Annotated in this window: 25 protein-coding genes; 18 read left to right on the top strand and 7 right to left on the bottom strand. The window is 40.0% G+C overall.

Annotation, left to right across the window (positions count from 1 at the left end):
* Positions 1–149: 149 nt before the first annotated feature.
* From ACTH6U_RS13820 to nrfA, 7 genes are all read right to left on the bottom strand, one after another.
* Positions 150–548, bottom strand: a complete 399-nt coding sequence (locus ACTH6U_RS13820) for a hypothetical protein (protein ID WP_294103030.1) — start codon at positions 546–548, stop codon at positions 150–152.
* Between the two features lie 230 nt (positions 549–778).
* Positions 779–1,843 (bottom strand): heme lyase NrfEFG subunit NrfF, encoded by a 1,065-nt coding sequence (gene nrfF, locus ACTH6U_RS13815; RefSeq protein ID WP_441832446.1) that lies wholly within the window; start codon positions 1,841–1,843, stop codon positions 779–781.
* A complete protein-coding gene (locus ACTH6U_RS13810; protein WP_441832445.1) occupies positions 1,836–3,710 on the bottom strand; it encodes a heme lyase CcmF/NrfE family subunit in 1,875 nt (624 codons plus the stop codon). Before ACTH6U_RS13810 ends, nrfF begins: the two co-directional genes overlap by 8 nt.
* Before the next feature lie 24 nt (positions 3,711–3,734).
* A complete protein-coding gene (gene nrfD / locus ACTH6U_RS13805; protein ID WP_441832444.1) occupies positions 3,735–4,691 on the bottom strand; it encodes a cytochrome c nitrite reductase subunit NrfD in 957 nt (318 codons plus the stop codon).
* Positions 4,688–5,359, bottom strand: coding sequence for a cytochrome c nitrite reductase Fe-S protein (nrfC, locus tag ACTH6U_RS13800; protein ID WP_336428828.1), 672 nt, complete (start codon positions 5,357–5,359; stop codon positions 4,688–4,690). Before nrfC ends, nrfD begins: the two co-directional genes overlap by 4 nt.
* Positions 5,356–5,928, bottom strand: a complete 573-nt coding sequence (gene nrfB / locus ACTH6U_RS13795) for a cytochrome c nitrite reductase pentaheme subunit (RefSeq protein ID WP_336428830.1) — start codon at positions 5,926–5,928, stop codon at positions 5,356–5,358. The genes nrfC and nrfB overlap by 4 nt, the downstream gene beginning before the upstream one ends.
* Before the next feature lie 58 nt (positions 5,929–5,986).
* Positions 5,987–7,420, bottom strand: coding sequence for an ammonia-forming nitrite reductase cytochrome c552 subunit (gene nrfA / locus ACTH6U_RS13790; RefSeq protein ID WP_434719407.1), 1,434 nt, complete (start codon positions 7,418–7,420; stop codon positions 5,987–5,989).
* A gap of 832 nt (positions 7,421–8,252) precedes the next feature.
* Here nrfA and napF point away from each other — a divergent pair.
* The 18 genes from napF to ACTH6U_RS13700 all read left to right on the top strand — a co-directional run bounded on the left by napF (position 8,253) and on the right by ACTH6U_RS13700 (position 24,809).
* The gene (napF, locus tag ACTH6U_RS13785; RefSeq protein ID WP_294103047.1) at positions 8,253–8,744 is read left to right on the top strand and encodes a ferredoxin-type protein NapF; all 492 of its coding nucleotides are present in this window, start codon (positions 8,253–8,255) and stop codon (positions 8,742–8,744) included.
* Entirely contained in the window at positions 8,734–9,012 is a 279-nt protein-coding gene (napD, locus tag ACTH6U_RS13780; RefSeq protein WP_294103050.1) for a chaperone NapD, read from the top strand. Before napF ends, napD begins: the two co-directional genes overlap by 11 nt.
* Positions 8,993–11,479 (top strand): nitrate reductase catalytic subunit NapA, encoded by a 2,487-nt coding sequence (gene napA, locus ACTH6U_RS13775; RefSeq protein WP_294103194.1) that lies wholly within the window; start codon positions 8,993–8,995, stop codon positions 11,477–11,479. The genes napD and napA overlap by 20 nt, the downstream gene beginning before the upstream one ends.
* 6 nt (positions 11,480–11,485) lie before the next feature.
* Positions 11,486–12,196, top strand: a complete 711-nt coding sequence (napG, locus tag ACTH6U_RS13770; RefSeq protein ID WP_294103053.1) for a ferredoxin-type protein NapG — start codon at positions 11,486–11,488, stop codon at positions 12,194–12,196.
* Positions 12,183–13,046 (top strand): quinol dehydrogenase ferredoxin subunit NapH, encoded by an 864-nt coding sequence (gene napH / locus ACTH6U_RS13765; protein ID WP_336428836.1) that lies wholly within the window; start codon positions 12,183–12,185, stop codon positions 13,044–13,046. Before napG ends, napH begins: the two co-directional genes overlap by 14 nt.
* On the top strand, positions 13,043–13,492 hold the full coding sequence (gene napB / locus ACTH6U_RS13760; protein WP_294103063.1) for a nitrate reductase cytochrome c-type subunit: 450 nt from the start codon (positions 13,043–13,045) through the stop codon (positions 13,490–13,492). The genes napH and napB overlap by 4 nt, the downstream gene beginning before the upstream one ends.
* A 9-nt stretch (positions 13,493–13,501) precedes the next feature.
* Positions 13,502–14,140: a cytochrome c-type protein NapC gene (gene napC, locus ACTH6U_RS13755; RefSeq protein ID WP_294103066.1), complete on the top strand. Its 639-nt coding sequence runs from the start codon at positions 13,502–13,504 to the stop codon at positions 14,138–14,140.
* 239 nt (positions 14,141–14,379) lie between these two features.
* Positions 14,380–15,117: a heme ABC transporter permease gene (locus ACTH6U_RS13750; RefSeq protein WP_294103069.1), complete on the top strand. Its 738-nt coding sequence runs from the start codon at positions 14,380–14,382 to the stop codon at positions 15,115–15,117.
* Positions 15,117–15,329, top strand: a complete 213-nt coding sequence (gene ccmD, locus ACTH6U_RS13745; RefSeq protein WP_434719403.1) for a heme exporter protein CcmD — start codon at positions 15,117–15,119, stop codon at positions 15,327–15,329. Before ACTH6U_RS13750 ends, ccmD begins: the two co-directional genes overlap by 1 nt.
* Complete coding sequence (gene ccmE, locus ACTH6U_RS13740) at positions 15,326–15,805, top strand: cytochrome c maturation protein CcmE (protein WP_336428841.1); 480 nt, start codon at positions 15,326–15,328, stop codon at positions 15,803–15,805. The genes ccmD and ccmE overlap by 4 nt, the downstream gene beginning before the upstream one ends.
* Positions 15,802–17,733: a heme lyase CcmF/NrfE family subunit gene (locus ACTH6U_RS13735; protein WP_336428843.1), complete on the top strand. Its 1,932-nt coding sequence runs from the start codon at positions 15,802–15,804 to the stop codon at positions 17,731–17,733. The genes ccmE and ACTH6U_RS13735 overlap by 4 nt, the downstream gene beginning before the upstream one ends.
* Positions 17,730–18,287 (top strand): thiol:disulfide interchange protein DsbE, encoded by a 558-nt coding sequence (gene dsbE / locus ACTH6U_RS13730; protein ID WP_434719402.1) that lies wholly within the window; start codon positions 17,730–17,732, stop codon positions 18,285–18,287. The genes ACTH6U_RS13735 and dsbE overlap by 4 nt, the downstream gene beginning before the upstream one ends.
* A complete protein-coding gene (locus ACTH6U_RS13725) occupies positions 18,284–19,354 on the top strand; it encodes a cytochrome c-type biogenesis protein CcmH (RefSeq protein WP_294103080.1) in 1,071 nt (356 codons plus the stop codon). The genes dsbE and ACTH6U_RS13725 overlap by 4 nt, the downstream gene beginning before the upstream one ends.
* Positions 19,355–19,865: 511 nt before the next feature.
* Positions 19,866–21,086, top strand: coding sequence for a PfkB family carbohydrate kinase (locus ACTH6U_RS13720; protein WP_294103082.1), 1,221 nt, complete (start codon positions 19,866–19,868; stop codon positions 21,084–21,086).
* A gap of 26 nt (positions 21,087–21,112) precedes the next feature.
* Positions 21,113–21,850, top strand: a complete 738-nt coding sequence (locus ACTH6U_RS13715; protein ID WP_294103087.1) for a glutamine amidotransferase — start codon at positions 21,113–21,115, stop codon at positions 21,848–21,850.
* 113 nt (positions 21,851–21,963) lie between these two features.
* A complete protein-coding gene (locus tag ACTH6U_RS13710) occupies positions 21,964–22,929 on the top strand; it encodes a DMT family transporter (RefSeq protein WP_441832443.1) in 966 nt (321 codons plus the stop codon).
* Positions 22,930–22,931: 2 nt separating this feature from the next.
* Complete coding sequence (locus ACTH6U_RS13705; protein ID WP_294103092.1) at positions 22,932–23,963, top strand: phosphotriesterase family protein; 1,032 nt, start codon at positions 22,932–22,934, stop codon at positions 23,961–23,963.
* A 420-nt stretch (positions 23,964–24,383) separates the two neighbouring features.
* On the top strand, positions 24,384–24,809 hold the full coding sequence (locus ACTH6U_RS13700; protein WP_336428854.1) for a DUF2946 domain-containing protein: 426 nt from the start codon (positions 24,384–24,386) through the stop codon (positions 24,807–24,809).
* Positions 24,810–24,869: the final 60 nt, after the last annotated feature.

Here is a 24,869-nt window from a genome sequence, read left to right as displayed (position 1 = left end):
ATTAAAATAGTTATGACAGGTAATTATTTATATTAAGGTAAATTATTATTCTTTATATCTGACTTATCGTCAATATAATGAGTTACAATACATGTCCTTATCTTAAATTAATTCATAATTAAATGTCTTTATTACACTATACTTGATAATTATAATTTACAATATTTTTTCCAAATAATATTAAAGTCATCATTTGGAAACTCTTTATCATCTCTATCTATGAGTGGAATTGAAACGACATTTCGGCCATCACTATGTAGGTATGTTTTGACGATAAAACGTTTATAACTATAGTTATTTTGACTGGTGAATATTAAAACATCTCCACATACATAGCCAAGCATACCATGATCTAATGTTTCCCTTACTTCATGATATTTTACATTTTTATATTCTGCTGTTTTGGGGAAAGCTAAAAAATCTTCAACGGCTTTTTGTGATTTTTTTACAATATCTAAATCGGGTGTATAGTTAGTGGCTACACCGCCAATAAAGGATGTGCCAGCGACAAGACCCACTATTAAAAATAAAAATACTTTATTTTTCATAATTTAAGTTTCTTAATATATTTATCTTATCAGTTATCACCTTAAAGTTAGCATAAATTAATTTATAACAATATATGAGGGACACAATAGTAGTTAATAAGCAACGGAAAATTACATCTTTAAATGAATTGTCATATCAAAGATCTTTTTGATGACTAAAGTGATAATTTCACTCGTATTAATACTTACCAGACATTAATGAATCATTATTTTCTTGTCAAATAAAAGCATTATTTTTTGAGATTTGAATTTATTAATTTAGCCATTTGAATTGCCTCAATAAGCTGTGCCCGATTTACCCGAGGGCTATTACTATCGAGTAATTCTTGCCAAATGTTAATTGCTTTTTCATAGTTAGCGTTCATAAAGGCATCAGAGGCAATTAACATGAGGGCGGTGACTTCATTTTTATCTAAACTTAAAGCTTTATCGATCACAGCTCGAGCGTCATTCGTAAGATTTTGGCCTGCTTGATAATATAATACAGTGGCAATAGCTGAATACAGTTGCGCATTTTCTCCACTATATTTAATTGCTCTTTGATATGCTAAAAGCGCATTTTCATAACTGTTTTGATATAAATAATATTCACCGAGAGTTGCCCATAACTCACCATTTTGGGGGGATTGTCTTATATTCTGTTGTAGACGAAGCAGGTCATTTTGTTCTTGTTGTAATGGTGAGAAAGATAATAAGGGATCAGAAATTCTTTGGTATTCATGATAAGCCTGCTGAAAGCGTGGCAGGGTGAGATAACCTGCAATAGCACACAAAAGTAGGGTAAATAATAATAGATTAATTTTTTTATTCCAACCTTTAAGGCTGCTATTCTTTTCGGTGACTGTACCGATAATTTGTTCTGTATCATTTGCCTGTATTTGTGTTAACGGGGAACCTGTATGTTCTAGGCGCTTTGTTTTGATTGTCCGCCACAAGATAAAAAAAATAAAAATAAATGCGGTCGGAGGAAGTGCCCATAATAAAAGTGTTTCGTTATTTAATGGTGGGTTATAGCGGACAAAATCGCCGTAGCGATCCGTCATATAGGTCATAATCTGTGGTTCTGATTTTCCTTCTTCAACCATTTTGAATACTTGATGGCGCATACTAACTGCTGTGGGGGCATTGGATTCTAATAGATTTTGATTTTGACATTGTGGGCAACGCAGCTGCGAGGCAATCTGTAAAGAATAATCTTGTTGTTCAGGTGAGCTAAATTGCCAAGTATCCACAATTTGTGCTTGGGCAATAAACGTAATTGAAAGGAAGAATAGAAGATAAATAAATTTAAACATTATTTGTTCTTCCTTTTATCCAGCCTATTAATGCCCCTAGGCACATAATAAATGCGCCTCCCCAAATCCATTGAATTCCATCTTGTACGTAGAAGCGAATGGCGTAGCGGTCTGTACCTGTTTTTTCACCTAATACGGCATACCAATTACGTATTAATCCCCAATAGATCCCTGGCTCAATCATTAATTGCTGGCGGGCAGTATAAAAACGGCGCTCAGTTATGATGCTATGTAGATGATGGTTGTTTTGGCTAATTTGGATAATAGCTTTTTCGGTAGTGTAATTTGATTTTGCATCGAGCTGTAATTGCTGAAGATTAAATTGGTATCCTGCCAGTGTAACTGTTTGGCCTAGAGATATATTGACACTAATTTCTTGTCTACTGCCAATGGATAAGGCAATACCAGCCGCAAAGATAATCACGCCCGTGTGCGCAACTAAGACTGATATTTTTGCATTGATGGCTTTTAATGGACGTAGCCAAAGTATCAGTAAAACTGCAATAAGTAATGAACAAGAGAGTGTAATAACTAAGCCATGAGACCATAATATGAGTGCAGTAGTTGTACTTGATAAACAAATGACAACTGCTTGCCATTTAAAAGTATGATTACTTTTTTTCTGATAGGCGAACGCACTTAACGTTATCACCAGTAGCATGATAATACCGAATGGTAATAAGGTTTGGTTAAAATAAGGTGCTCCTACTGAAATCTTTCCCCATCCTAGTAGGCTGTATAACATAGGGTAGAGGGTTCCGGTCAGTACAATAAATAGCACTGTAGAGAATAAGATTAAAGTCAGTAATAAATAGATTTCCCTATTGCCCTTAGGAGGACTCAACGAATTATTGAATTTTGCTCGCCAACCGTAAATAAATAGTGCGGCAATACTGAGAACGCTAAATAGCAAAAATAAAGGTACAGCTCTAACGTTATCGAGTGCAAAGGCGTGCACGGAGACTAAAATTCCGGAACGAACAATGAGTGTACCGAGTAAGGATAAAATAAAGGTAATAATCGCCAATAATATGGACCAATGACGATATATACCGGTTTTGCGTGAAGCCGTTAAACTATGGAGTAAGGCAGTGGATGATAGCCAAGGCAATAAAGAGGCGTTTTCTACGGGATCCCAAAACCACCAACCGCCCCAGCCCAGTTCGCTATATGCCCACCATGAGCCTAAAACTATGCCTAATGTCAGTATGCACCAGCTAGGCACTGCAAAGCGCCAGCACACCCAAGCGATAGATTGGCCAAAATTACCGAATAACAGTGCCGCAAGGACTAATGCAGCAACGATAATGAGCCCACTATAGCCTAGATACAATAATGGTGGGTGTAAGATAAGCCCCCAGTGTTGCAACATGGGGTTGAGGTCGCGTCCTTCGATGGCGGGTGGAAAAATGCGGGCAAAGGGGTCTGAATAGATAACAATAAAGAGTAATAATGCGGCGATAATAACGGCAAGCACGATAAGTGTTAGCGAAAAAATAGGATGATTTTGTCGGCGATAGCGCCAAGCAAATAACGCACTCCAACTCGAAAGGAAAACGACCCATAGCAATAAAGAACCTTCATGTCCGCCCCAAACTGCGGCTACTTTCATCGCTAATGGCGATAATCGATGGCTATGTTGTGCCACATAAACCACAGAAAAGTCACTTTGAATAAAGCTGATAGTGAGACAGATAAAGGCGCTAACTAGGCATAAAAATTGTAGCAGGCTCCAAAGCACGTTCAGAGACATTTGCCTCGGAACGTGCTTGAAGATCCCCACAAATCCTAATATCGCTTGAAAACTGGTGATACACAACGCCAATAATAGGCAGATGAAACCAATTTCCGGGATGATTAGTTCCAAATATCACCCTTATTATTTAATGAATCACGCAACGGTTAATTGACCCGCATAGAGGACAAAGAAACGCAGTAGAAATACGCCAAGTAAACTTGCCCCACTAACAAGTAAAACGCGAAATGCACCATTACCACGGTTCTGCCATTTTTTAAGCGCCAACGGAATAATGAAGCCAATACCGATTACGCCAATCCAAAACCACCACGTCCAAAAGCCCCCGCCCAATGCGGCTACTAATGAACGCACTTTGCCACCATCTCCTAAGGCGAGTCCGACAAAAAATGCCGCAAGTAAGAAGAGTTCTAACCAAACGACAAAACTTTCCACTCGATGAAGAAAGGCAGATTCTTGGTTATGAATATTTTTACGATAGCGTAATGCAATAGCAATTAATGAGACAGCTATCCCCGATGATATTCCTGAAAATAAGAATAAAGCTGGTAATAAAGGATTGTTTAAGAATGGATATGATTTTAATGCGGATAATAAAAACCCCGTATATGCGCCGAGTAAAACCGCTAGAACTAACATGGTAATATCAAGCGTGCGCATGACTTTATTTAACAGCGTTAATAACCGAGGAATAATTGTTAATTTAGGTAGCCACCGATGCTGTAATGCAATAACTTCTTTTTCAAAGATTTTAGCCAACCATATGACTAATACAGCCATGTAGACTTGAAATAACATGACACCCATCGACATCACTGAGGTTGGGCTGTAATGAAACATCAATTTCCAAAATGTCCATGGACGAGTTAAATGGAGAATGAGGATTAATAAGCCAATCACGATGGTACTCGGTGCTAACAATAAAGTGGTACGCATTAATGTGCTTTCGCTACTTGCTGCGTTTGGATAATACTGACGGAGTAAAACGGCGATGACAACTAAGCCCGCAGAGATACCGATAAGAAATAAATAAACCGCAATTGGCCAATCCCATACTAGAGATTCAAAATGGAAAGCGGACGCAGTTTTCATTGGCTAACCTCCCCATATTTGAAGGGAACTCGATAAACTTTGGGGCGTGTACCGAGTGCAATTTTGAATCTATAAGTTGGTTTTTGTCCAAGCATTTTGGAAACATCGCTTTGTGGATCATCTAAATTGCCAAAAATCAGTGCTTTGGTTGGACATGATTCTACACAGGCGGGCTGTTTACCTTTTTTCAGGTTGGTCTTACGGCAAAAATCACATTTATCTGCGGTCTTATTGACGGGGTGAATGAATCTAACGCGATATGGGCAAGCGGCAATGCAGTATTGGCAGCCAACACATAAGTCAGGATTAACATCAACAATACCGGTTGTTTTATCGATAAAAGAAGCGCCCGTTGGACAGACATCGACGCAAGGGGCATTTTCACAATGTTGGCAGGAATGACGAAAAAAACGATATTTAACGTCAGGAAATTCACCAATCGGTTCGCTACGGATAATGGTCAGCCGTGATACCCCTTCGGGGACTTGGTTGACTTCGCGACATGCATCCATGCAAGCCGTACAGCCGATACACAAATTTTCATCGTGGATCATGCCATAGCGAACGCCATCTATTTTCATGGTGTTCGCTAGCGTGTGGCTAGTTATCCCCCCAATCGCCGCCAGTGCTCCGGAATAAATAATGAATTGACGACGAGAGCAACTCATGGCTGCTCCTTAAGCAATTTAACCGCTGCTGGGTTGAAATTAGGATTATCACGTTGATCTGAATGACAATCTACGCAAATTTTGACTTTTCCTTTATCGGTTAGTACTTTCATTGCATCTTGTTGCGGATGCAGGTCATGACAACTAGCACAAGCGACTTTGGTAACGTGGACATCATGAGGCCAAAATGCTTTTTGCAGCTGTTCGGGTAAGTGGCACGACAAACAGACTGTATTTTGTTGCTCTACGCTATACATCGGGTTATTAAAGCGCATCACATCTTTTACGCCTTCTCGATGGTCTGGGCCTGGATTACCATGGCAGTTGGTGCAGGTAACGGGCAACTTATTGTTTGGATTGACCACTGATGCGTGAGTGCCATGCATACCTTCTTTATCGGGCTTATGGCAATCAAGACAAGCACTATCTGCGCTGCGCTGCTGTGTGACAACCCAACGATCGCCGGCGGCTTTTTCCTCAGCTATTTGAGGCGTCGCGAATGCTGATACTGCCCATAAAAAGCCTGATGCCAGCACCCCGGCAGTTAATAACGAACGTAATACGCTCATATTCACTCCATTGGTTATGTCGCCTCTTTGTCTTTAATAGCACAGAGGCGAGTAGAGGTTATTTGGCTAACAGGTCATTTTTACGCGCTTGAGCATCCCACTCTGGCACGACAGTTTTCATGAACTCTTGTTTTTCAGCATTGATTTTCTGCATATCTAAGCCAATCGCTTGCTGAGCTTTCTCTTTGGTTGAGATATCTGGAATGGCAATTTCATGAGTAATGCCTTTTGAACCGAGTAAACGTGCCAGTTTAGTACGTGCGTCAGCGGCTTTATCTAATGAACCCCCTAACATACGTAGCCCTTCATCAGGTGCATGCATGTGAATGCCGTGTGATGCGATAGCTAAATCCCAACGCCATTGAGCGTGGCGAATATCAGTAAGGATTGGCTGCATTTCTTCTTGGGTTGCACCCGCGTCCCAAGCTGCTTTTGCTTCAAAGTGAGCGCGAACTAACTGATCTTCTGCTTTAACTTTCATCTCTTGGATGGCTTTTTTACGTTCCGCAACAACGTCTTGTAGTTGTTGTTTGCTTTGAGTATGACAATTGCTACAGGTTTGCTCAAAGTTATCGAATGGATTACCAATTTTATGGCTGGTATATAATTCGCCTTTATCGTTTTGCAGTTTTGGCATATGGCAATCAATGCAAGTGACGTTATTTTTACCGTGAATACCTGCACTCCAAGTTTCATATTCAGGGTGTTGGGCTTTTAACATTGGTGCTTTTGATAACGTGTTGGTCCAGTCGGAGAATCCTATTTTGTCGTAGTACACTTCCATTTCTTCGACTTTGGTACCGTTATCCCAAGGGAATTTGACTGATTTATTTTCACCAGAGAAATAGTATTCAACGTGGCATTGACCGCATACCATGGATTGTTGGTCGAAACGACTTGCTTTATCAAAGGGCTTGCCAATAGTTTCCATTGCCCGTTCTGCGTATGGGCGTGTGAGGGTTAACTCGGGTTTTCCTTTTGCAAACTCAGGGGAATCGGTCTTATGGCAATCGCCACAGCCCAAAACATTGACTACTTCTGGTCCACCTTTTGCCCATTTACCTTGAAAATAGCCATCTTCGCCATGTTCTTGAATTAATCTGGCGACATCCGGGCTTTTACAGCTCCAGCAAGCCATCGGTAAAGGACCGTCTTGGGCATCTTTGGGCGCGCCAGTACGTAAGGTTTCACGAACATCAATGATTGCGTATGCGTGACCACGCGGTTTGTTATAGTCACGGGAGAAAGGATATCCAGCCCAAAGGATCACTAATCGTGGATCTTCAGCAAGGGCATCTTCACGATTTGATTGTTCTGATGTAGCTCGCCAAGAATGGTATTGATCTGGATAAGCCGCTTCAAAGGTTTCGTTTCGGGTATTAATTGTCGATACATTATCTGTATTCGGCGTTTGTGCATGAACGGAAGTAAAGAGAAATATTCCTGCAATCAAACTCAGTAAGTACAGAGTGTTATTTCTTATCTTTGCCATAAGAGCCTCGAGTAGGGTAAATCAGCCATCCCATAAGCTGACACCTTTTATTATTCGAGCTGTAGTTGTGTTGGTTTTGTGTCTTACTACAATTCGAATTATTTAGGGTATATTTTTAGTTATATAAATTTGATAGCAAGCGCACATTTGCCATCAATGACATTGCCAACTTATATGTTTAACAAAAAACCACACAAAAAATATTGTTTTTGATCAAAGGTAAATTTGAATTAAGTGATTTAATATCAAAAATTAAATAAAAGTACGTTAATAGTGGAATTGATATAGTAATTAGAGATGAATTAAAAAACTGTATTTTGTATTTTTCAGTTAAGAATGATTCTTATTATTTATTTAAAATAATTATTTAATAACCAATTGAATTTAAACACTTAATATTATTTAACTCACGAATGGTGATTATTCTGTTTTTGACGCATAAATTAAAATGTGCGTAGTATCAAAAAAATAAAATATAAATTTTACTAAAATGACCTTTCATATACCACTTTAGTAGTATATATCGATGTTAATTAAAAAATATGTCATTACAACTTAAGCTTAAATGGGGATTCTATATTTACAGATTGTTAATGAATAATTATGAAAACCGTATAATACCTCTTTTTATAGCGAGTTAATGCTTAGTCTAATATTTGAATAGTTTCTGGCTGATTTATATTCATAGTGAATAAATTACTCCTGTTACCTATTAGGTAGTATGTATTTTTGTCCTCTCACTCGTTAATATTCATGCTAAATACACGCATAAAAAATGCGGTTTATCAGTTCTTTTTAGTACTTTTTTGTTGGGCAATGTAAAGGAAAAAACATGGTTGATATCACCCGTAGGGGCGTATTAACTGGTGCGTGGCGTAATGCAGCTCCGGTAGTTAGACCGCCATGGAGTGGTACTGAACAGCATTTTATTGAGCTGTGTACGCGTTGCAACGCTTGTCTAGCGAGTTGCGAGACCTCTATTTTGCAGCCCGGACCTGGCGGATATCCTGTCGTTGATTTTAAGCGCGGGGAATGCACTTTTTGCTATGCCTGTGCAGCATCTTGCCCTGAACCTATTTTCCTCCCTCAGCAAACCCAACCTTGGAATATCTCGATATCTATCGATCAAAGCTGTCTTGCCTATAAATCAATCGAATGTCGGCGTTGTGAAGACAGTTGTGAGCCTCAAGTGATTTCTTTTCGTCCATCACTGGTCGGTATTTATCAACCAAAAATAGAACAACAGGGCTGTACAGGTTGTGGCGCCTGTGTTGCAGGATGCCCCGTATCGGCCATAACCGTGGAGCGTGAACATGCACGATAACTGGCAAGTGTGCAGTTTAATTGTACAAGTAAAAAGTGAACGAATATCTGCTGTGACAGAAAAACTGAATCAATTTCCTCATTGTGAGGTAGCTATTAGTTCACCTGAAAATGGGAAATTGATTGTCGTCGTCGAAGGGCAGCATAGTAAAACTTTGTTAGATACTATTGATTTAGCACGCAATATCGAAGGCGTGCTAGATGTTTCACTGGTTTATCACCAGCAGGATGAGCAATGTGAGGAAAATGATGAAACTCAGTCGTCGTAGCTTTATGAAAGCCAATGCGATAGCGGCCGCTGCTGCGGCGGCAGGCATTGGTGTACCAAGTATCGCGAAAGCGGTCGTTGGACAACAAGAAAGTATCAAGTGGGATAAAGCCCCGTGTCGTTTCTGCGGTACTGGCTGTGGCGTGCTTGTCGGCACACAAAATGGCCGTATTGTCGCGAGCCAAGGTGACCCAGAAGCACCAGTCAACCGTGGTCTTAATTGTATCAAGGGCTATTTCCTACCAAAGATTATGTACGGGAAAGACCGTTTAACCCAGCCATTGCTGCGTATGAAAGATGGCGAATATGATAAAAATGGTGAGTTTACCCCAATTACATGGGAACAAGCCTTTGATGTCATGGAAGAAAAAACGAAAGCAACACTGAAAGAAAAAGGTCCTGAAGGTATTGGGATGTTTGGTTCAGGTCAATGGACAGTTTGGGAAGGTTATGCGGCCTCTAAATTGTTTAAAGGTGGTTTTCGTTCAAATAACCTCGATCCAAATGCACGCCACTGTATGGCCTCTGCGGTCGTTGGTTTTATGCGTACTTTCGGTATGGATGAGCCGATGGGCTGTTACGATGATATTGAACATGCGGATGCCTTTGTGCTTTGGGGCTCTAATATGGCAGAAATGCACCCAATATTATGGTCGCGTATTACAAATCGTCGTTTATCAAATCCTGATGTCCATGTTGCAGTTTTATCAACTTATAAACATCGTAGTTTTGAATTAGCGGATAATGGTATTGTTTTCGCGCCGCAATCCGATTTGGTTATCTTAAATTACATTGCTAACTATATTATTCAAAACAATGCAGTTAACCAAGATTTCCTAGATAAACACGTTAATTTACGTCGTGGTGCAACGGATATCGGTTATGGCCTTCGTCCAACGCATCCATTAGAAAAAAATGCCAAAAATCCAGGGTCTGATGCTTCTGAACCGATGACTTGGGATGAATATAAAGCTTTCGTTGCGGAATATACGTTAGATAAAACCGCTGAAATGACGGGAGTACCGAAAGATCAGCTAGAAGAATTGGCGAAACTCTACGCCGATCCAAAAATTAAAGTCGTTTCATATTGGACGATGGGTTTTAACCAACATACTCGCGGTGTTTGGGCGAATAACCTTGCTTATAACCTTCATTTATTAACCGGTAAAATTTCTCAACCAGGTTGTGGTCCTTTCTCTTTGACAGGGCAACCATCTGCCTGCGGTACAGCACGTGAAGTGGGAACATTCTCACACCGTTTACCTGCGGATATGGTAGTGACTAATGAAAAACACCGTGAAAAAGTGGAAGGTGTTTGGCAACTACCTGCGGGCACTATCCCTGAAAAAGTTGGATTACATGCAGTCGCGCAAGACCGTGCATTGAAAGACGGTAAACTCAATTTTTATTGGGTGATGTGTAACAACAATATGCAAGCAGGGCCGAATATCAATGAAGATCGCCTGCCGGGCTGGCGCGATCCGCGCAACTTTATTGTTGTTTCAGACCCTTATCCTACCGTGAGTGCACTAGCCGCTGACTTGATTTTACCCACGGCAATGTGGGTCGAAAAAGAAGGTGCTTATGGTAATGCAGAGCGCCGTACTCAGTTTTGGCGTCAGCAAATTCAAGGTCCAGGCGAATCAAAGTCAGATTTAATGCAGATGGTGCTGTTTTCTCGTCGCTTTAAAGTCGAAGAAGTATGGCCTGAAGAATTGTTAGCTAAAAAACCTGAATATCGTGGAAAAACACTGTATGACGTGTTGTTTGCTAATGAAGCGGTGACTAAATTCCCAGTGACTGAATTAGCTGAAGACCAATTAAACGACGAATCTCGTGAGCTTGGTTTCTATTTACAAAAAGGCTTGTTTGAAGAGTATGCCGGTTTTGGTCGTGGACATGGTCATGACCTTGCTGATTTTGATGCTTATCACCAAGCTCGTGGTATCCGCTGGCCAGTTGTAGAAGGTAAAGAAACACAGTGGCGTTATAGCGAAGGGAATGACCCTTATGTTAAAGCTGGGCAAGGTTATCAGTTTTACGGTAAACCAGACGGTAAAGCCGTTATTTTTGCATTGCCATTTGAGCCTGCGGCTGAATCACCTGATAAAGAATACGATTTATGGCTTTCAACTGGGCGAGTGCTGGAGCATTGGCATACGGGAAGCATGACGCGCCGTGTCCCTGAGCTGCACCGTGCATTCCCAGAGTCGGTTGTCTTTATGCATCCATTAGACGCAAAAGATAGAGGCTTGCGTCGTGGCGATAAAGTCAAAGTGGTTTCTCGTCGTGGTGATGTGACCACAATAGTGGAAACTCGTGGTCGTAATAAACCACCGAAAGGCTTGGTGTATATGGCATTCTTTGATGCTTCCCAGTTGGTCAATAACTTGACGTTGGATGCGACAGATCCACTTTCTAAAGAAACGGATTACAAAAAATGTGCCGTTAAACTGGAAAAGGTGTAATTGGCAATGCCCCAGAACGCTAAGTCTCAAAAGACTAAGTCCCAGAACAGCCGCCGTCGTTTTCTGCGCGACATTGCTCGCACAGCAGGCGGACTGGCGGCGGTTGGTGTGGTACTGGGGCTACAGCAACAAACTTCCCGTGCGAGTGGTGTACGACTCCGCCCGCCGGGAGCGCTTGCTGAAAATGCATTTTCGAGTGCTTGTGTTCGTTGCGGTCAATGTGTTCAAGCCTGTCCTTATGACATGTTGAAATTAGCTACGTTGGCATCCGGTCTTGAGTCAGGTACGCCGTATTTCATAGCCCGCGAAATTCCTTGCGAGATGTGTGAAGACATTCCTTGTGCCAAGGTGTGCCCAAGTGGTGCATTGGATAAAAACATGGAATCGATTAATGATGCTCGGATGGGATTGGCTGTTTTACTCGATCACGAAAACTGCCTTAATTTTCAAGGGCTACGATGTGATGTGTGTTACCGCGTTTGTCCGTTAATTGATGAAGCAATCACACTTGAACTTGAACAAAATCATCGCACTGGTAAGCATGCACGCTTCTTACCCACGGTAAATAGCAATTTCTGCACGGGATGCGGAAAGTGTGAGCAGGCTTGTGTACTGGAAGAGTCCGCGATTAAAGTTTTACCAAGAGAATTAGCCAAGGGCGAGTTAGGACATCATTACCGTTTCGGTTGGTTGGAGGGAAGCAATGGCAAATCGTAAGCACGATGCCGGACGTGAGGCTCTGGCTAAAAAAGGGTGGTGGCAAAGCCATAAATGGCTGGTTTTAAGGCGAACAAGTCAACTTTTGGTCTTGGCTATGTTTCTAAGTGGTCCATGGTTTGGTGTGTGGATCTTACATGGAAATTATAGCAGTAGCATATTGTTGGATGTTGTTCCATTAACTGATCCGCTTATTACGCTGGAAAGCTTAGCAAGTGGTTACTTACCTGGTATTTCAGCATTAATTGGTGCGGCTCTCGTTTTTGCTGTTTATGCATTGCTGGGAAAACGGTTTTTTTGTAGCTGGGTGTGTCCTGTTAATCCAATCACCGACGCAGCCGCATGGTTACGTCGTAAATTCGAGTTGAATCAATCTGCAACAATTCCTCGCAATATTCGGTATGTATTGTTGGGTGTGATTTTAATTGGTTCAGCTATAACAGGCACCTTGTTATGGGAATGGTTAAATCCAGTTTCGTTAATGGGGCGTAGCCTTATTTTTGGTTTTGGCAGTGGTGCTTTGGTTTTAGTTGCACTGTTTTTATTCGATTTATTAGTCGTGGAACATGGATGGTGCGGTCACCTTTGCCCCCTTGGTGCCTTGTATGGCGTAACGGGTTGTAAAGGTGCACTGGCTGTTACAGCGGAAAGAAAAGAAAATTGTAACCGCTGTATGGATTGTTTTCACGTTTGTCCGGAGCCGCATGTTTTGCGGTTGCCGGTTCTCGATAAACAAGCCCCTGCACTGATTTCAGATATGGATTGCATCACTTGCGGTCGTTGTATCGATGTCTGTGCTGAGGATGTTTTTAAAATAACACTACGATGGAGTTCGGGAGCTAAATCATGAAAAATCATGCCCTGAAAAAAACAATAAGCCGTTGGATGGCTGGTATGGCCTTGGTTGTAAGTAGTTTTGTTTTAGCTGCTAACGGTGTGGATTTTAATCAGTCACCTGAAGTTTCAGGCACGCCAGAAGGGGGCATCCATGTTCCTAAAGAGCAAGAAAAAATGGCGTTGAACTACGTTAATCAGCCGCCGATGATCCCTCATAGTGTTGATGGGTATCAAATCACAACAAATACCAACCGTTGTTTACAGTGCCATGGCGTTGAAAACTATCGTACTACGGGTGCGCCAAGAGTGAGCCCGACTCACTTTATGGATGCTAGCGGTAAAGTTCTGGGTGAAGTTTCACCTAATCGTTATTTTTGTTTGCAGTGCCATGTACCGCAATCAGATACACCACCGATTGTTGATAATACTTTTGCCCCATCCAAAGGCTTTGGTAAATAAGGGGGAGATATGGCCAATAAAAATGAGAATCAAGCAGGTAGTGATAAACCCAAAAAGTCAGGCTTGATAGGGCTTATCCGCCGGCTTTGGCAGTGGTGGCGTCGTCCTAGCCGTTTAGCACTTGGAACACTTTTACTGATTGGTTTTGTCAGTGGCGTGATTTTCTGGGGTGGATTTAATACGGGAATGGAAAAAGCCAATACAGAAGAGTTTTGTATTAGCTGTCATGAGATGCGTGAAAATGTCTATGAAGAATATATGGATACTATTCACTATACTAACCGTAGTGGTGTAAGAGCAACCTGTCCTGACTGCCACGTACCACATGAATTTGGACCTAAAATGGTCAGAAAAATTCAGGCGAGTAAAGAGTTGTACGGTAAAATCTTTGGCATTATCGATACGCCTCAAAAATTTGAAGATCATCGTTTAGCGATGGCTCAAAGTGAGTGGCGGCGCATGAAAGATAATAATTCTCAGGAGTGTCGTAATTGCCACAACTTTGAATACATGGATTTCACCGCACAAAAAAGTGTCGCATCAAAAATGCATGACCAAGCTGTACAAGATGGCAAAACCTGTATTGATTGCCATAAAGGTATTGCACATAAATTGCCGGATATGCGTGATGTTGAACCGGGCTTTTAGGAAGAATGACTTGTTCTGATTGGTTGTGATGGACTGATTTAGATCAGCGAATCGAATAACAGCGTGTAGTTAACGTACAATCAGTTCGAATAATGATGATAAATAGGCTAGTCGGCAGTTAAATGCTTGACTAGCCTAAATTATATTTGTGTTAAATCAATAAATTTGTTGTAGTTATGTGTATCGTAGATTGAACTAGTACAAAGCTAACTAACGACATAAATTGGGGCTATTAAACTATGTGGAAAAAGCTTCACCAACTTGCCATTCCTGTGAACCTATATCGCTTGTGCGGATATCTCGCACCTTGGTTTATTGTCTTGAGCGTAATTTTTCTCGCGGCTGGCTGGATTTGGGGATTTGGCTTTGCGCCAACAGATAAAACACAAAGTGATAGCTACCGTATTATGTATATTCACGTGCCGGCTGCAATGTGGTCGATGGGTATTTATGCGACTATGGCAATCACTGCGTTTATTGGTCTTATTTGGCAAATGAAAGTATCTGAGCTTGCAATCGCTGCCATGGCACCTATTGGCGCTGTATTTACCTTTATTGCCTTAGTTACCGGTGCCACATGGGGGAAACCTATGTGGGGCGCATGGTGGGTTTGGGATGCACGTCTAACCTCAGAACTGATTTTATTTTTTCTTTATGTTGGAATTATTGCCTTATGGCATGCATTCGATGATCGTCGCATTGCGGGTAAAGCAGCAGCAATATTAGTCTTAATTGGTGTTATTAATTTACCTATCATCCATTATTCTGTCGAATGGTGGCAAACATTGCATCAGCCTTCGACTCGAATGCAGCAAAGTATTAATCCAGCAATGCGGACACCATTGCGTTTAGCTATCCTTGGTTATCTATTTCTGTTTATATCGTTGACATTAATTCGCTTACGCAGCCAATTATTACTGTTAGAGCGTAATCGTCCATGGGTTCTAGATATCGTCAATAAGCGAGGACAAAAATAATGAATAGCGCTTTTGCATCTTGGACGGATTTTTTTGCCATGGGTGGCTATGGATTCTATGTATGGTTAGCTGTAGCTTTAGCATTGGTGCCGATATTATTGTTGTGCTTGCATACCTATATTCAAAGAAAAATGATTTTTACGGCAATTATTCAGCAACAAGCACGTGAAGTTAGACAAAAAGCCGCAAGAGCTCGCCGGGAGGGGATGTGAATATACGCCGAAAAAATAGATTATGGTTAATTTGCGCTATATTGGTGGGTGCTGGTTTAACAATAGCATTAATATTATATGCATTACGTTCAAGCATTGATTTGTTCTATACACCCGGTGAAATCATTTATGGTAAGCGGGAAACACAGCAAATTCCTGAGGTAGGACAGCGTTTACGTGTTGGTGGTATGGTGATGCCAGGCACGGTGGTTCGCGATCCTGAATCATTAAAAGTTACTTTTACTGTGTATGATGCGGAAGCGGAAATTGAAGTCAGTTATGATGGTATTTTGCCTGACTTGTTTCGTGAAGGACAAGGTGTGGTTGTGCAAGGTGAGCTTGAAGAAAATAATCATGTTTTAGCTAAAGAAGTATTAGCAAAGCACGATGAAAATTATACACCACCAGAGATAGAACAAGCGATGCAAGAAAATCATCGAAGACCTGCTGCGGTCTATAAGGATAACGCATCATGATCCCTGAGATTGGTAGCATCTTGCTATGTTTGGCATTGGGTATTGCGGTATTGCTATCTTTTTATCCACTCTGGGGTGTCGCGCGTAATGACTCTCGGCTGATGGCGTCATCTCGTCCTCTTGCATGGCTGCTTTTTTTGTGTGTGACGGGCGCATTTTTAGTATTAGTGAATGCCTTTGTTGTTAATGATTTCTCTGTCACTTATGTGGCGAATAACTCGAACACGTTATTACCTGTCTGGTATCGAGTTGCTGCTACATGGGGTGCTCATGAAGGTTCTTTGCTTTTGTGGGTTTTATTAATGAGCGGTTGGACATTTGCTGTCGCTCTTTGTAGTTATCGTATGCCATTGGATATTGTAGCGCGTGTATTGGCTGTGATGGGCATGGTCAGTGTCGGTTTCTTGTTATTTATTATCTTTACCTCAAACCCATTCTCACGCACGTTGCCTGCATTTCCTATTGAAGGGCGAGATTTAAACCCGCTGTTACAAGACCCCGGCTTAATTTTCCATCCTCCATTATTATATATGGGCTATGTTGGATTCTCGGTTGCTTTTGCTTTTGCTATTGCCGCATTATTGAGTGGTCGACTCGATAGCGCTTTCACCCGTTTTGCACGTCCTTGGACAATGGCTGCTTGGTTCTTCCTCACACTCGGTATTATGTTAGGTTCTGCATGGGCGTATTATGAACTGGGCTGGGGAGGCTGGTGGTTCTGGGACCCAGTTGAAAATGCATCGTTTATGCCATGGTTGGTCGGCACCGCACTAATCCACTCATTGTCGGTGACGGAACAAAGAGCGACATTCAAAGCGTGGTCACTGTTACTTTCTATTTCCGCGTTCTCATTGTGTTTGCTTGGCACCTTCTTAGTTCGCTCTGGGGTGTTGGTCTCTGTCCATGCCTTTGCGTCTGATCCATCCCGTGGCCTGTTTATATTAGCCTTTATGATCTTAGTGATTGGCGGATCGTTACTGGTATTTGCTGTTCGGGGTCATAAAATTCGCTCGAAAGTGAATAACTCGCTGTGGTCTCGTGAGTCCTTGTTGCTTGGTAACAATGTCATCCTAACCGCAGCAATGTTAGTCGTGTTACTTGGTACGTTACTACCTTTAGTGCATAAGCAACTTGGCTTAGGGACTATCTCAATCGGCGAACCTTTCTTTAATACGATGTTTATTGTGTTAATGGTACCTTTTGCTCTGTTGTTAGGTATCGGGCCATTAGTTCGTTGGGGACGCGATCGCCCAGCCGCTATTCGAAAAATACTGATTTTTGCCCTAGTCATGGCACTGATATTGTCTTTCTTATTGCCTTGGTTGATGGAAGATAGAGTTGAAGCGCTGACTTATCTTGGCTTGATGATGGCGAGTTGGATAGTCATTCTTGCATTCGTCGAAATGAAAATACGGATTAGCAAGAAAATTAAATTAACATCAAGTTATTGGGGAATGGTGTTGGCTCATTTAGGTTTGGCCGTCACGATTGTCGGGATCGCATTTAGTCAAAATTATAGTATTGAACGAGATGTCAAAATGAAGCCCGGTGATAGTATTTCTATTCGCGCTTATACCTTTGTTTTTAACGGTGTACATGAAGCTAATGGTCCGAATTATCAAGGGGTTATTGGTAGCATCTCGGTTAAAGAAAATGATAAAGTATTAACGACTTTACTGCCTGAAAAACGCTTTTATAAGACCAGTCGTGCAGTGATGACGGAAGCAGCTATTGATGGTGGTTTTACCCGTGATTTATACGCGGCTTTAGGTGAGGAAATTACTAAAGACGTCTGGACACTGCGTTTATATTATAAGCCTTTTGTGCGTTGGATTTGGTCAGGTGGTATTTTGATGTCTATTGGCGCGCTATTTTGCTTGTTTGACCCACGCTATCGCCGTCGTAAAGCTGAAGGGGAGGCTGCATGAGTCGTAAAGTATTTTTAATCCCTTTTATTATATTTACGGCGATTGCTGCTGTGCTTTTATGGCAGTTGATGCGTAATGCTGAAGGGGATGATCCTCGCTTATTAGAATCTGCATTAATTGGTAAGCCCGTGCCGGTGTTTCGTTTGGAATCATTAGAGAATCCAGGGCAACATTATGAATCGGATGTGCTCAACCAAGGTAAACCAATTCTATTAAATGTTTGGGCGACATGGTGTCCTACTTGTCGTGCCGAACATCAATATCTGAATACACTTTCGGCGCAAGGAGTGCGTGTTGTTGGTCTTAATTATAAAGACAATCGGCAAAAAGCGATTGGTTGGCTACGTGAGCTGGGCAACCCTTATGCGCTGAGTTTATTTGATGGTGAAGGTATGTTGGGCTTAGATCTTGGCGTTTATGGTGCACCTGAAACTTTTCTTATTGATGGCAATGGCATTATTCGTTATCGCCATGCAGGGGCTATGGATGAGCAAGTGTGGGAAAAAGAGTTGAAGCCACTGTGGGACCGTTATAGCAAGGAGGCCAGCCAATGAAATATTTATTAGGCTTGCTGATGTTTGCGCTCAGTGCAACCGTTACTTTTGCGGCGACAGAAGTGTTTACTTTTGATAATGAACAACAAGAGCAGCAGTTTCGTAAATTAACGGAAGAGTTACGCTGCCCTAAATGTCAAAATAACAGTATTGCTGACTCTAACTCAATGATTGCGCTAGATTTACGTCAAAAAGTGTATGAATTGATGAAAGAGGGTAAAAATCGCGATGAAATCATTGATTATATGGTGGCGCGATATGGTTACTTTGTCACTTATAATCCACCATTAACTCCTTTAACGGTGATACTTTGGGGGCTCCCATTTGCCGCTATAGCCGTGGGTGGGTGGATTATTTTTGCACGTTCTAAAAAACGGGTACGCATTAAAAATTCATCCCTAAATGATGAAGATGATTTACCTGAATCATCACGAGCGAGTATTTGGGTCTATGTGCCGGGTATTATTATTGCCGTTGGCATTGGAGCAGTGGCGTATTATCAAGTCGGAAGCTATAGCAAAGTTGCAGATTGGAATATTGCTTACCAGCAAGCCCCCGCTTTGCTTGATAGAGCCCTTGACCCAAAAGAACCGCCACTTAATAATGAAGAGATGGAACGTTTGGCATTAGGCTTACGCACTCGTTTACAAGAAGATCCACAAAACGTAGAAGCATGGGTAATGCTAGGGCGTATCGGCATGGTATTGAGTAATGCGACGATGGCAACAGATGCTTATGGTCGAGCTTACCGCTTATCGCCGAATGATGAAGGTGTGGCGATGGGATATGCAGAAGTGTTAACCCGTTCATCTGATCCGGAAGATAATCGTGAAGGTACTGAGCTACTGAAAAAATTGATTGCTGAAAATCGAACTAATGTTAAAGCATTAAGTTTGTTTGCATTCAATGCCTTTGAGCAAGAGCAATATGCAGAAGCCATTTCAGCTTGGCAAATGATGTTAAAATTATTGCCTGAAAACGATCAGCGCCGAACCATTATCGAGCGAAGTGTAGAACAAGCTTTAGTGTTGCTACACGAGAAAAAAGGTACGGCAGGCAGCCAATAATCTTTAAAAGTAGTTAGTCATTATATAAGCGGGCGCAATTGCGCCCGTTTTTATCAGTGTTGTAATGATAATCCTCACTAATACGCATTTCTCCATTTGTGATCTTCCTCCCAATATACAAAGAATAAATTCTATTGAAAATAATTCGATAATATTCAGTTATTTTATCTTTATAGTAAAATAAAGATAAATATAATTGATGTTATTTAAGATTTATTTGACTTTAAATTGGATTTAAATTAATTCATTTAATGAAATATTAAAAATATTTTTATAGTTAATTTTAATTAACTGAATTTGTATATTTTTTTGTTTTAATTAGCCTAATTTATAGGTTGCTATATTATCTTGATATAAATGATGTATTTAGCTTTAAGACTGCATTTTTGTTTTTTTTTGTTTTTAGTTTTATGCTTTTTGCTTTTTTTTGCTTTTGAATGGGAACATATGATTATAGTCACATTAACTTAACAAGGTATAAATTAGAGTTAATGCCATGAGGTAAAATGGCATGAAAGCAGAACGACATAAGAAAATAATTAATTTTTTAAAAAAAACAGGCTCAGCGAAAGTTTCTGTTTTATCGAAAGAACTTAATGTCACTAAAGAAACGATTAGGGCAGATTTAAATTCTTTAGCAAAAAAAGGCATTATTAGTCGCTGTCATGGCGGTGCCTATATTGAATTTGAAACTTTAGATAAAGTTGCCAAAAAGGAAATAATTCAATTTCTTGAATGTAATGAAAGCTTTAATGATAAAACAAATAAGGATGATGCCGTGTTAGGTAAAGTTTGCGTATTAGGTTCATTTAATGTTGATATGATTAGTTATTTACCCCGATTACCTGAAGCGGGTGAATCATTATTAGCAAACAAATTTATATTCTCCCCAGGTGGTAAAGGCTGTAATCAAGCTTTAGCTGCAAGCTATTCAGATTCTCAGGTGCATTTTATTACTAAAATAGGAACTGACCAATTTAGTGAATATGCTATAAACTTTATTTCATCATCTAAAATTAAAACATCAACCATATACCAAACAGAAAAATATCAAACAGGTACAGCTTCAATATTTGTATCCGAAAATAGTGGTGAAAATATTATTTCTATTTATCCTGGATCTAATATGGATATTACCGCTGATGAGGTTAAAATTCAAAAGGATAGGGTGATTAATTCAAATGTTATCCTACTACAATTAGAAACAAATATTGATGCATTAAAAGAAATTATTTCCATCGGTAATGAATATAATATTCCAATTATATTAAATCCTGCACCTTACAACGATATAGTGAATGAGTTAATTGATAAAATAGATATTTTAACACCGAATGAAACCGAAGCGAGTTTGCTTTCTGATATTAATGTGATTGATATAGAAACAGCGAAAAAAGCAGCGAAAGTTATCTATGAAAAAGGTGTTAAAAAGGTTGTCATTACGCTTGGTAGTAAAGGCTCTATCGCTTATGACGGTAATAAATTTATTTATTCACCGGCTTATACCGCAGTAGTGAAGAATACCGCGGGGGCGGGTGATGCATTTAATGGTGCATTGGCGGCATCATTAGCGAAAGGTAAGCAATTTTCTTATGCATTACGTTACGCCTCAGCATTCTCATCTCTTGCAGTTGAAACCGGTAATGCTTCTGAAATGCCCGATGACATTAATGTCATGCATCGAATTAATCAAACAACTTACTCTCAGGTTGTTACTCAATCTCCTGAATAAATTAATAGTCTGAAAGAGGAATAAAAATGAAAATTTTATTTATTGGTGAGTCATGGCACATTCACATGATCCATACCAAAGGTTATGACAGCTTTACTTCAAGTAAATATGAAGAAGGTGCGACTTTTTTATTAGGCTGTTTGAAAAGCAAAGGAATTGAAATTGACTATATGCCAGCACACACAGTGCAAATGGCATTTCCTAAAACAGTTGAAGAGTTGGCTAAATACGATGTAGTTGTGATTAGCGATATTGGTGCTAATACATTTTTATTACAAAATGATACTTTCTACAATATGAAAGTATTACCAAATGCTTTAGAGCTCATTAAACAATATGTTATTAATGGTGGCGGCTTGTTAATGATAGGGGGTTATTTATCCTTTATGGGTATTGAGGCTAAAGCAAATTATAAAAATACATTACTCGCAGATGTATTACCTGTAGAAATGCTTAATGGTGATGATCGAGTTGAAAAACCAGAAGGTATTTTTGCATCACCCGTTAATTCTGAACATGATTCAGTAAAAGGCTTTAGCAATTGGCCAATGTTCTTGGGTTATAACAAAGTTACAGCTAAAGAAAATACAGAAGTTGTATTAAATATTGGTGAAGATCCTTTATTGGTATTTGGCCAATATGAAAAAGGCAAAACTGGTTGTTTTATGAGTGACTGTTCGCCGCACTGGGGAAGTCGTGAGTTTTTAGCTTGGGAATATTATACCGATATGTGGGTAAATATTTTAAAACAAGTTTCTCGCTAATTTATAAAATTAAAATTCTAAAAATAAAGAAAATAAGTGCAGAGTTTTCTCTGCGCTTAACCTACCGATTACAATAATAATGACTCATAGTCAAAATCCATAAGGAATATTTTATGAGTACAAAAAGTTATTCTACCCCTTTTCTTATGATAGCGACGGTTTTGGCCGGTATGCTGTCACCAATGCAATCCGCCGTAAATGGGCAGCTTGGAGATGTATTAAAAGACGGAAATGCGAGTGCCGTTATTTCTTTTGCTAGTGGTTTAGTTGTTATGTTTTTTGTCATTCTAGCGAAAAAACAAACTCGCCAACAATTTGCAGCAATTCCGAGTTTAATTAAAAATAAGAAAATACCTTTATGGAATTGGTTTGCTGGCCTTTGTGGTGCGATGGTCGTTTTTTCTGAAGGAGCATCTGCAAGTGCACTTGGTATTGCTACATTCCAAACAGCGCTTATTTCAGCACTCTTGTTATCAGGTTTACTGTGTGACCGATTTGGTATTGGTATCGATGAGAAAAAACCATTTACAACTTTCCGTGTTCTTGGTGCTGTGTTTGCCGTTATTGCGACCTTATTTGTGGTATCACCACAATGGCATTCAAGCTCAGCCATTTATTTAGCTATCCTTCCATTCTTGGCGGGTTTGTTAGCGGGTTGGCAACCAGCAGGTAACTCAAAAGTCGCCGATGCAACAGGTTCAATGTTAGTTTCAATTACATGGAACTTTATCGTTGGTTTTACTGTGTTAACCATTGCTTTGGTTATTCGTATGGCATTGGGTCACATTACGTTAGAGCTTCCTGGTGTTTGGTGGATGTATCTCGGTGGCCCATTAGGTCTGATGTCAATTGCATTAATGGCTATCTTAGTTCGTGGATTAGGTCTCTTAATGTTGGGTGTTGCATCAACCGCAGGTCAACTATTGGGGTCAGTCTTAATTGATACTTTGCTACCATCACTAGGTAATACTGTTTACTTTGTCACCATAATTGGAACGCTATTCGCATTAGTGGGTGCAATTATCACAACCATTCCTGAATTCAGAGAAGCCAAAGCCGAGAAAGCAACAGGAGTATAATTATGAAAGGGTATATTCAAACTGTAACAGGTCCAGTTAGAAAAGAAGATATGGGGCTAACGTTACCACATGAACATTTATTTAATGATCTCTCAACCGTTGTCGATCAGCCTTTTTATGATTTCTCCCATGTGTTAGTTGATAAAAAAGTGACGGCTGATATTCAATGGGGGCTCAAACATGATCCTTATTGCTGTTGTGACAATATGGATAAAAAGCCGATTGAAGATGTTATTTATGAAGTGAATAATTTTAAAGATCTCGGTGGTAGAACATTGGTAGATGCGACGGGTTCTAGTGCTATTGGTCGTGATGTTCTTCAGTTACGTGACGTTGCAGTGAAAACAGGTATTAATGTTGTGGCTTCATCAGGCCTATATATTGAAAAATTTGAAGGCGACCGCTTAGTCAATGATATAGATGCTATGGCAAAAATGATTGATGACGAGCTAAATATTGGTATTGATGGCACGAATATTTGTGCGGGCATGATTGGTGAAATTGGTGTGTCTCCATCATTTACAGATGGTGAAAAAAATAGTTTACGTGCGGCGTCACTAGCTCAACTTGCGAATGATCATGTATCAATGAATATTCATATGCCTGGTTGGCAGCGCCGTGGCGATGAAGTGCTCGACATTTTAATTACAGAAATGGGTGTTAATCCAGCAAAAATTTCGTTAGCGCATTCAGACCCATCAGGTAAAGATTTTGAGTATCAACGTCGTATGCTAGACCGAGGCGTATGGCTTGAATTTGATATGATAGGCCTCGATATTTCATTTCCAAAAGAAGGTGTTGCGCCGACAGTCACAGAAACTGTAGATGCAGTTTATCAATTGATTGAAATGGGATATGGACATCAGATAGTGCTAAGCCACGATGTGTTTTTAAAACAAATGTGGGCAAAAAATGGTGGGAATGGTTGGGGTTTCGTACCAAATGTATTTTTATCATTGCTAGCAAAAAAAGGTGTCGATAAAGCAATTATCGCGCGTCTTTGTATTGATAACCCTGCTAATTTATTGGCTTAAATCAAGATGCTTAATTTAAGTATATTCATCTTTCTATAATATTGAATAATTAGCTTAAATAAAATTGCTATTTTAATTATGCGACAACTCATTAAATGTGGTGTCGCATTTTTATTCTAAATGTTATTAGTTATTATATTTTTGTTATTGGATTAATATATTATTAATATTATATTAACTGCTTAAAAGGAAGAATAAAAAGGTCAATTACAACATGGGGTTATGATTCAGATAAATGAAAATGTTCTACTTGTTATGACTAAAGTAATATTTGATGAATAACTGCTTAGTATTTAATCTATATAGGAGTGCAAAAATAAAAGCATATAGTTAACATTAATGGTAAAAAGTAATAACAATAAACATCTAAATAAGATACACTTTTGCCCCATAAATTCGTACTAAAATGACGGAAAAACGTTGCACCTGCGCCGCTTTATCAGAGAACTCGCAACTTACCTAGGATTACTGGCCGTCGCTATGTTGTTTATTGCACCATTGATTTCAAAATCAATGGCACAAATGAATAGTTGCACAGATAGCCATAGTCAAATGGTGGGGCACTCGATGCATCAGCATCAGGGGCTCCCATCGCCTGAAAATTGCGAATCAACCGGTATGATGAACCATATGCTAATGACAGGTATGGGACAGTCGCCGATGGAAGATATTGCCTGCGGCTACTGTCAGCTATTAGTACATTTTCCATTTTTAATCTTATTTATTGCCATTGCTATTCGACAATTGGCTACTCTCACACGCTTTATTCCTTTTGAGCGCTGTATTCAGTTATGGGTATTTCGCCCATGGTCATTACGTCTGGCTCGAGCCCCCCCTTACACCTGATTTCTTTAATTAACGTATTTAACTAATTTTTATCTTACTTTTGCCACATTGTGTACAAAG

This window comes from Providencia sp. (genome assembly GCF_052096715.1).
Classification (GTDB): domain Bacteria; phylum Pseudomonadota; class Gammaproteobacteria; order Enterobacterales; family Enterobacteriaceae; genus Providencia.
The sequence above is the reverse complement of the archived record's forward strand: the minus strand, read 5'-3'. Positions and strand labels throughout refer to the sequence as shown.

What these genes read in the sequence shown, in the direction of transcription:
- ACTH6U_RS13820 (WP_294103030.1), bottom strand. Translation starts at nt 548, where the DNA reads ATGAAAAATAAAGTATTTTTATTTTTAATAGTGGGTCTTGTCGCTGGC.
- nrfF (WP_441832446.1), bottom strand. Translation starts at nt 1,843, where the DNA reads ATGTTTAAATTTATTTATCTTCTATTCTTCCTTTCAATTACGTTTATT.
- nrfD (WP_441832444.1), bottom strand. Translation starts at nt 4,691, where the DNA reads ATGAAAACTGCGTCCGCTTTCCATTTTGAATCTCTAGTATGGGATTGG.
- nrfC (WP_336428828.1), bottom strand. Translation starts at nt 5,359, where the DNA reads ATGAGTTGCTCTCGTCGTCAATTCATTATTTATTCCGGAGCACTGGCG.
- nrfB (WP_336428830.1), bottom strand. Translation starts at nt 5,928, where the DNA reads ATGAGCGTATTACGTTCGTTATTAACTGCCGGGGTGCTGGCATCAGGC.
- nrfA (WP_434719407.1), bottom strand. Translation starts at nt 7,420, where the DNA reads ATGGCAAAGATAAGAAATAACACTCTGTACTTACTGAGTTTGATTGCA.
- napF (WP_294103047.1), top strand. Translation starts at nt 8,253, where the DNA reads ATGGTTGATATCACCCGTAGGGGCGTATTAACTGGTGCGTGGCGTAAT.
- napD (WP_294103050.1), top strand. Translation starts at nt 8,734, where the DNA reads ATGCACGATAACTGGCAAGTGTGCAGTTTAATTGTACAAGTAAAAAGT.
- napA (WP_294103194.1), top strand. Translation starts at nt 8,993, where the DNA reads ATGAAACTCAGTCGTCGTAGCTTTATGAAAGCCAATGCGATAGCGGCC.
- napG (WP_294103053.1), top strand. Translation starts at nt 11,486, where the DNA reads ATGCCCCAGAACGCTAAGTCTCAAAAGACTAAGTCCCAGAACAGCCGC.
- napH (WP_336428836.1), top strand. Translation starts at nt 12,183, where the DNA reads ATGGCAAATCGTAAGCACGATGCCGGACGTGAGGCTCTGGCTAAAAAA.
- napB (WP_294103063.1), top strand. Translation starts at nt 13,043, where the DNA reads ATGAAAAATCATGCCCTGAAAAAAACAATAAGCCGTTGGATGGCTGGT.
- napC (WP_294103066.1), top strand. Translation starts at nt 13,502, where the DNA reads ATGGCCAATAAAAATGAGAATCAAGCAGGTAGTGATAAACCCAAAAAG.
- ACTH6U_RS13750 (WP_294103069.1), top strand. Translation starts at nt 14,380, where the DNA reads ATGTGGAAAAAGCTTCACCAACTTGCCATTCCTGTGAACCTATATCGC.
- ccmD (WP_434719403.1), top strand. Translation starts at nt 15,117, where the DNA reads ATGAATAGCGCTTTTGCATCTTGGACGGATTTTTTTGCCATGGGTGGC.
- ACTH6U_RS13735 (WP_336428843.1), top strand. Translation starts at nt 15,802, where the DNA reads ATGATCCCTGAGATTGGTAGCATCTTGCTATGTTTGGCATTGGGTATT.
- dsbE (WP_434719402.1), top strand. Translation starts at nt 17,730, where the DNA reads ATGAGTCGTAAAGTATTTTTAATCCCTTTTATTATATTTACGGCGATT.
- ACTH6U_RS13725 (WP_294103080.1), top strand. Translation starts at nt 18,284, where the DNA reads ATGAAATATTTATTAGGCTTGCTGATGTTTGCGCTCAGTGCAACCGTT.
- ACTH6U_RS13720 (WP_294103082.1), top strand. Translation starts at nt 19,866, where the DNA reads ATGAAAGCAGAACGACATAAGAAAATAATTAATTTTTTAAAAAAAACA.
- ACTH6U_RS13715 (WP_294103087.1), top strand. Translation starts at nt 21,113, where the DNA reads ATGAAAATTTTATTTATTGGTGAGTCATGGCACATTCACATGATCCAT.
- ACTH6U_RS13710 (WP_441832443.1), top strand. Translation starts at nt 21,964, where the DNA reads ATGAGTACAAAAAGTTATTCTACCCCTTTTCTTATGATAGCGACGGTT.
- ACTH6U_RS13705 (WP_294103092.1), top strand. Translation starts at nt 22,932, where the DNA reads ATGAAAGGGTATATTCAAACTGTAACAGGTCCAGTTAGAAAAGAAGAT.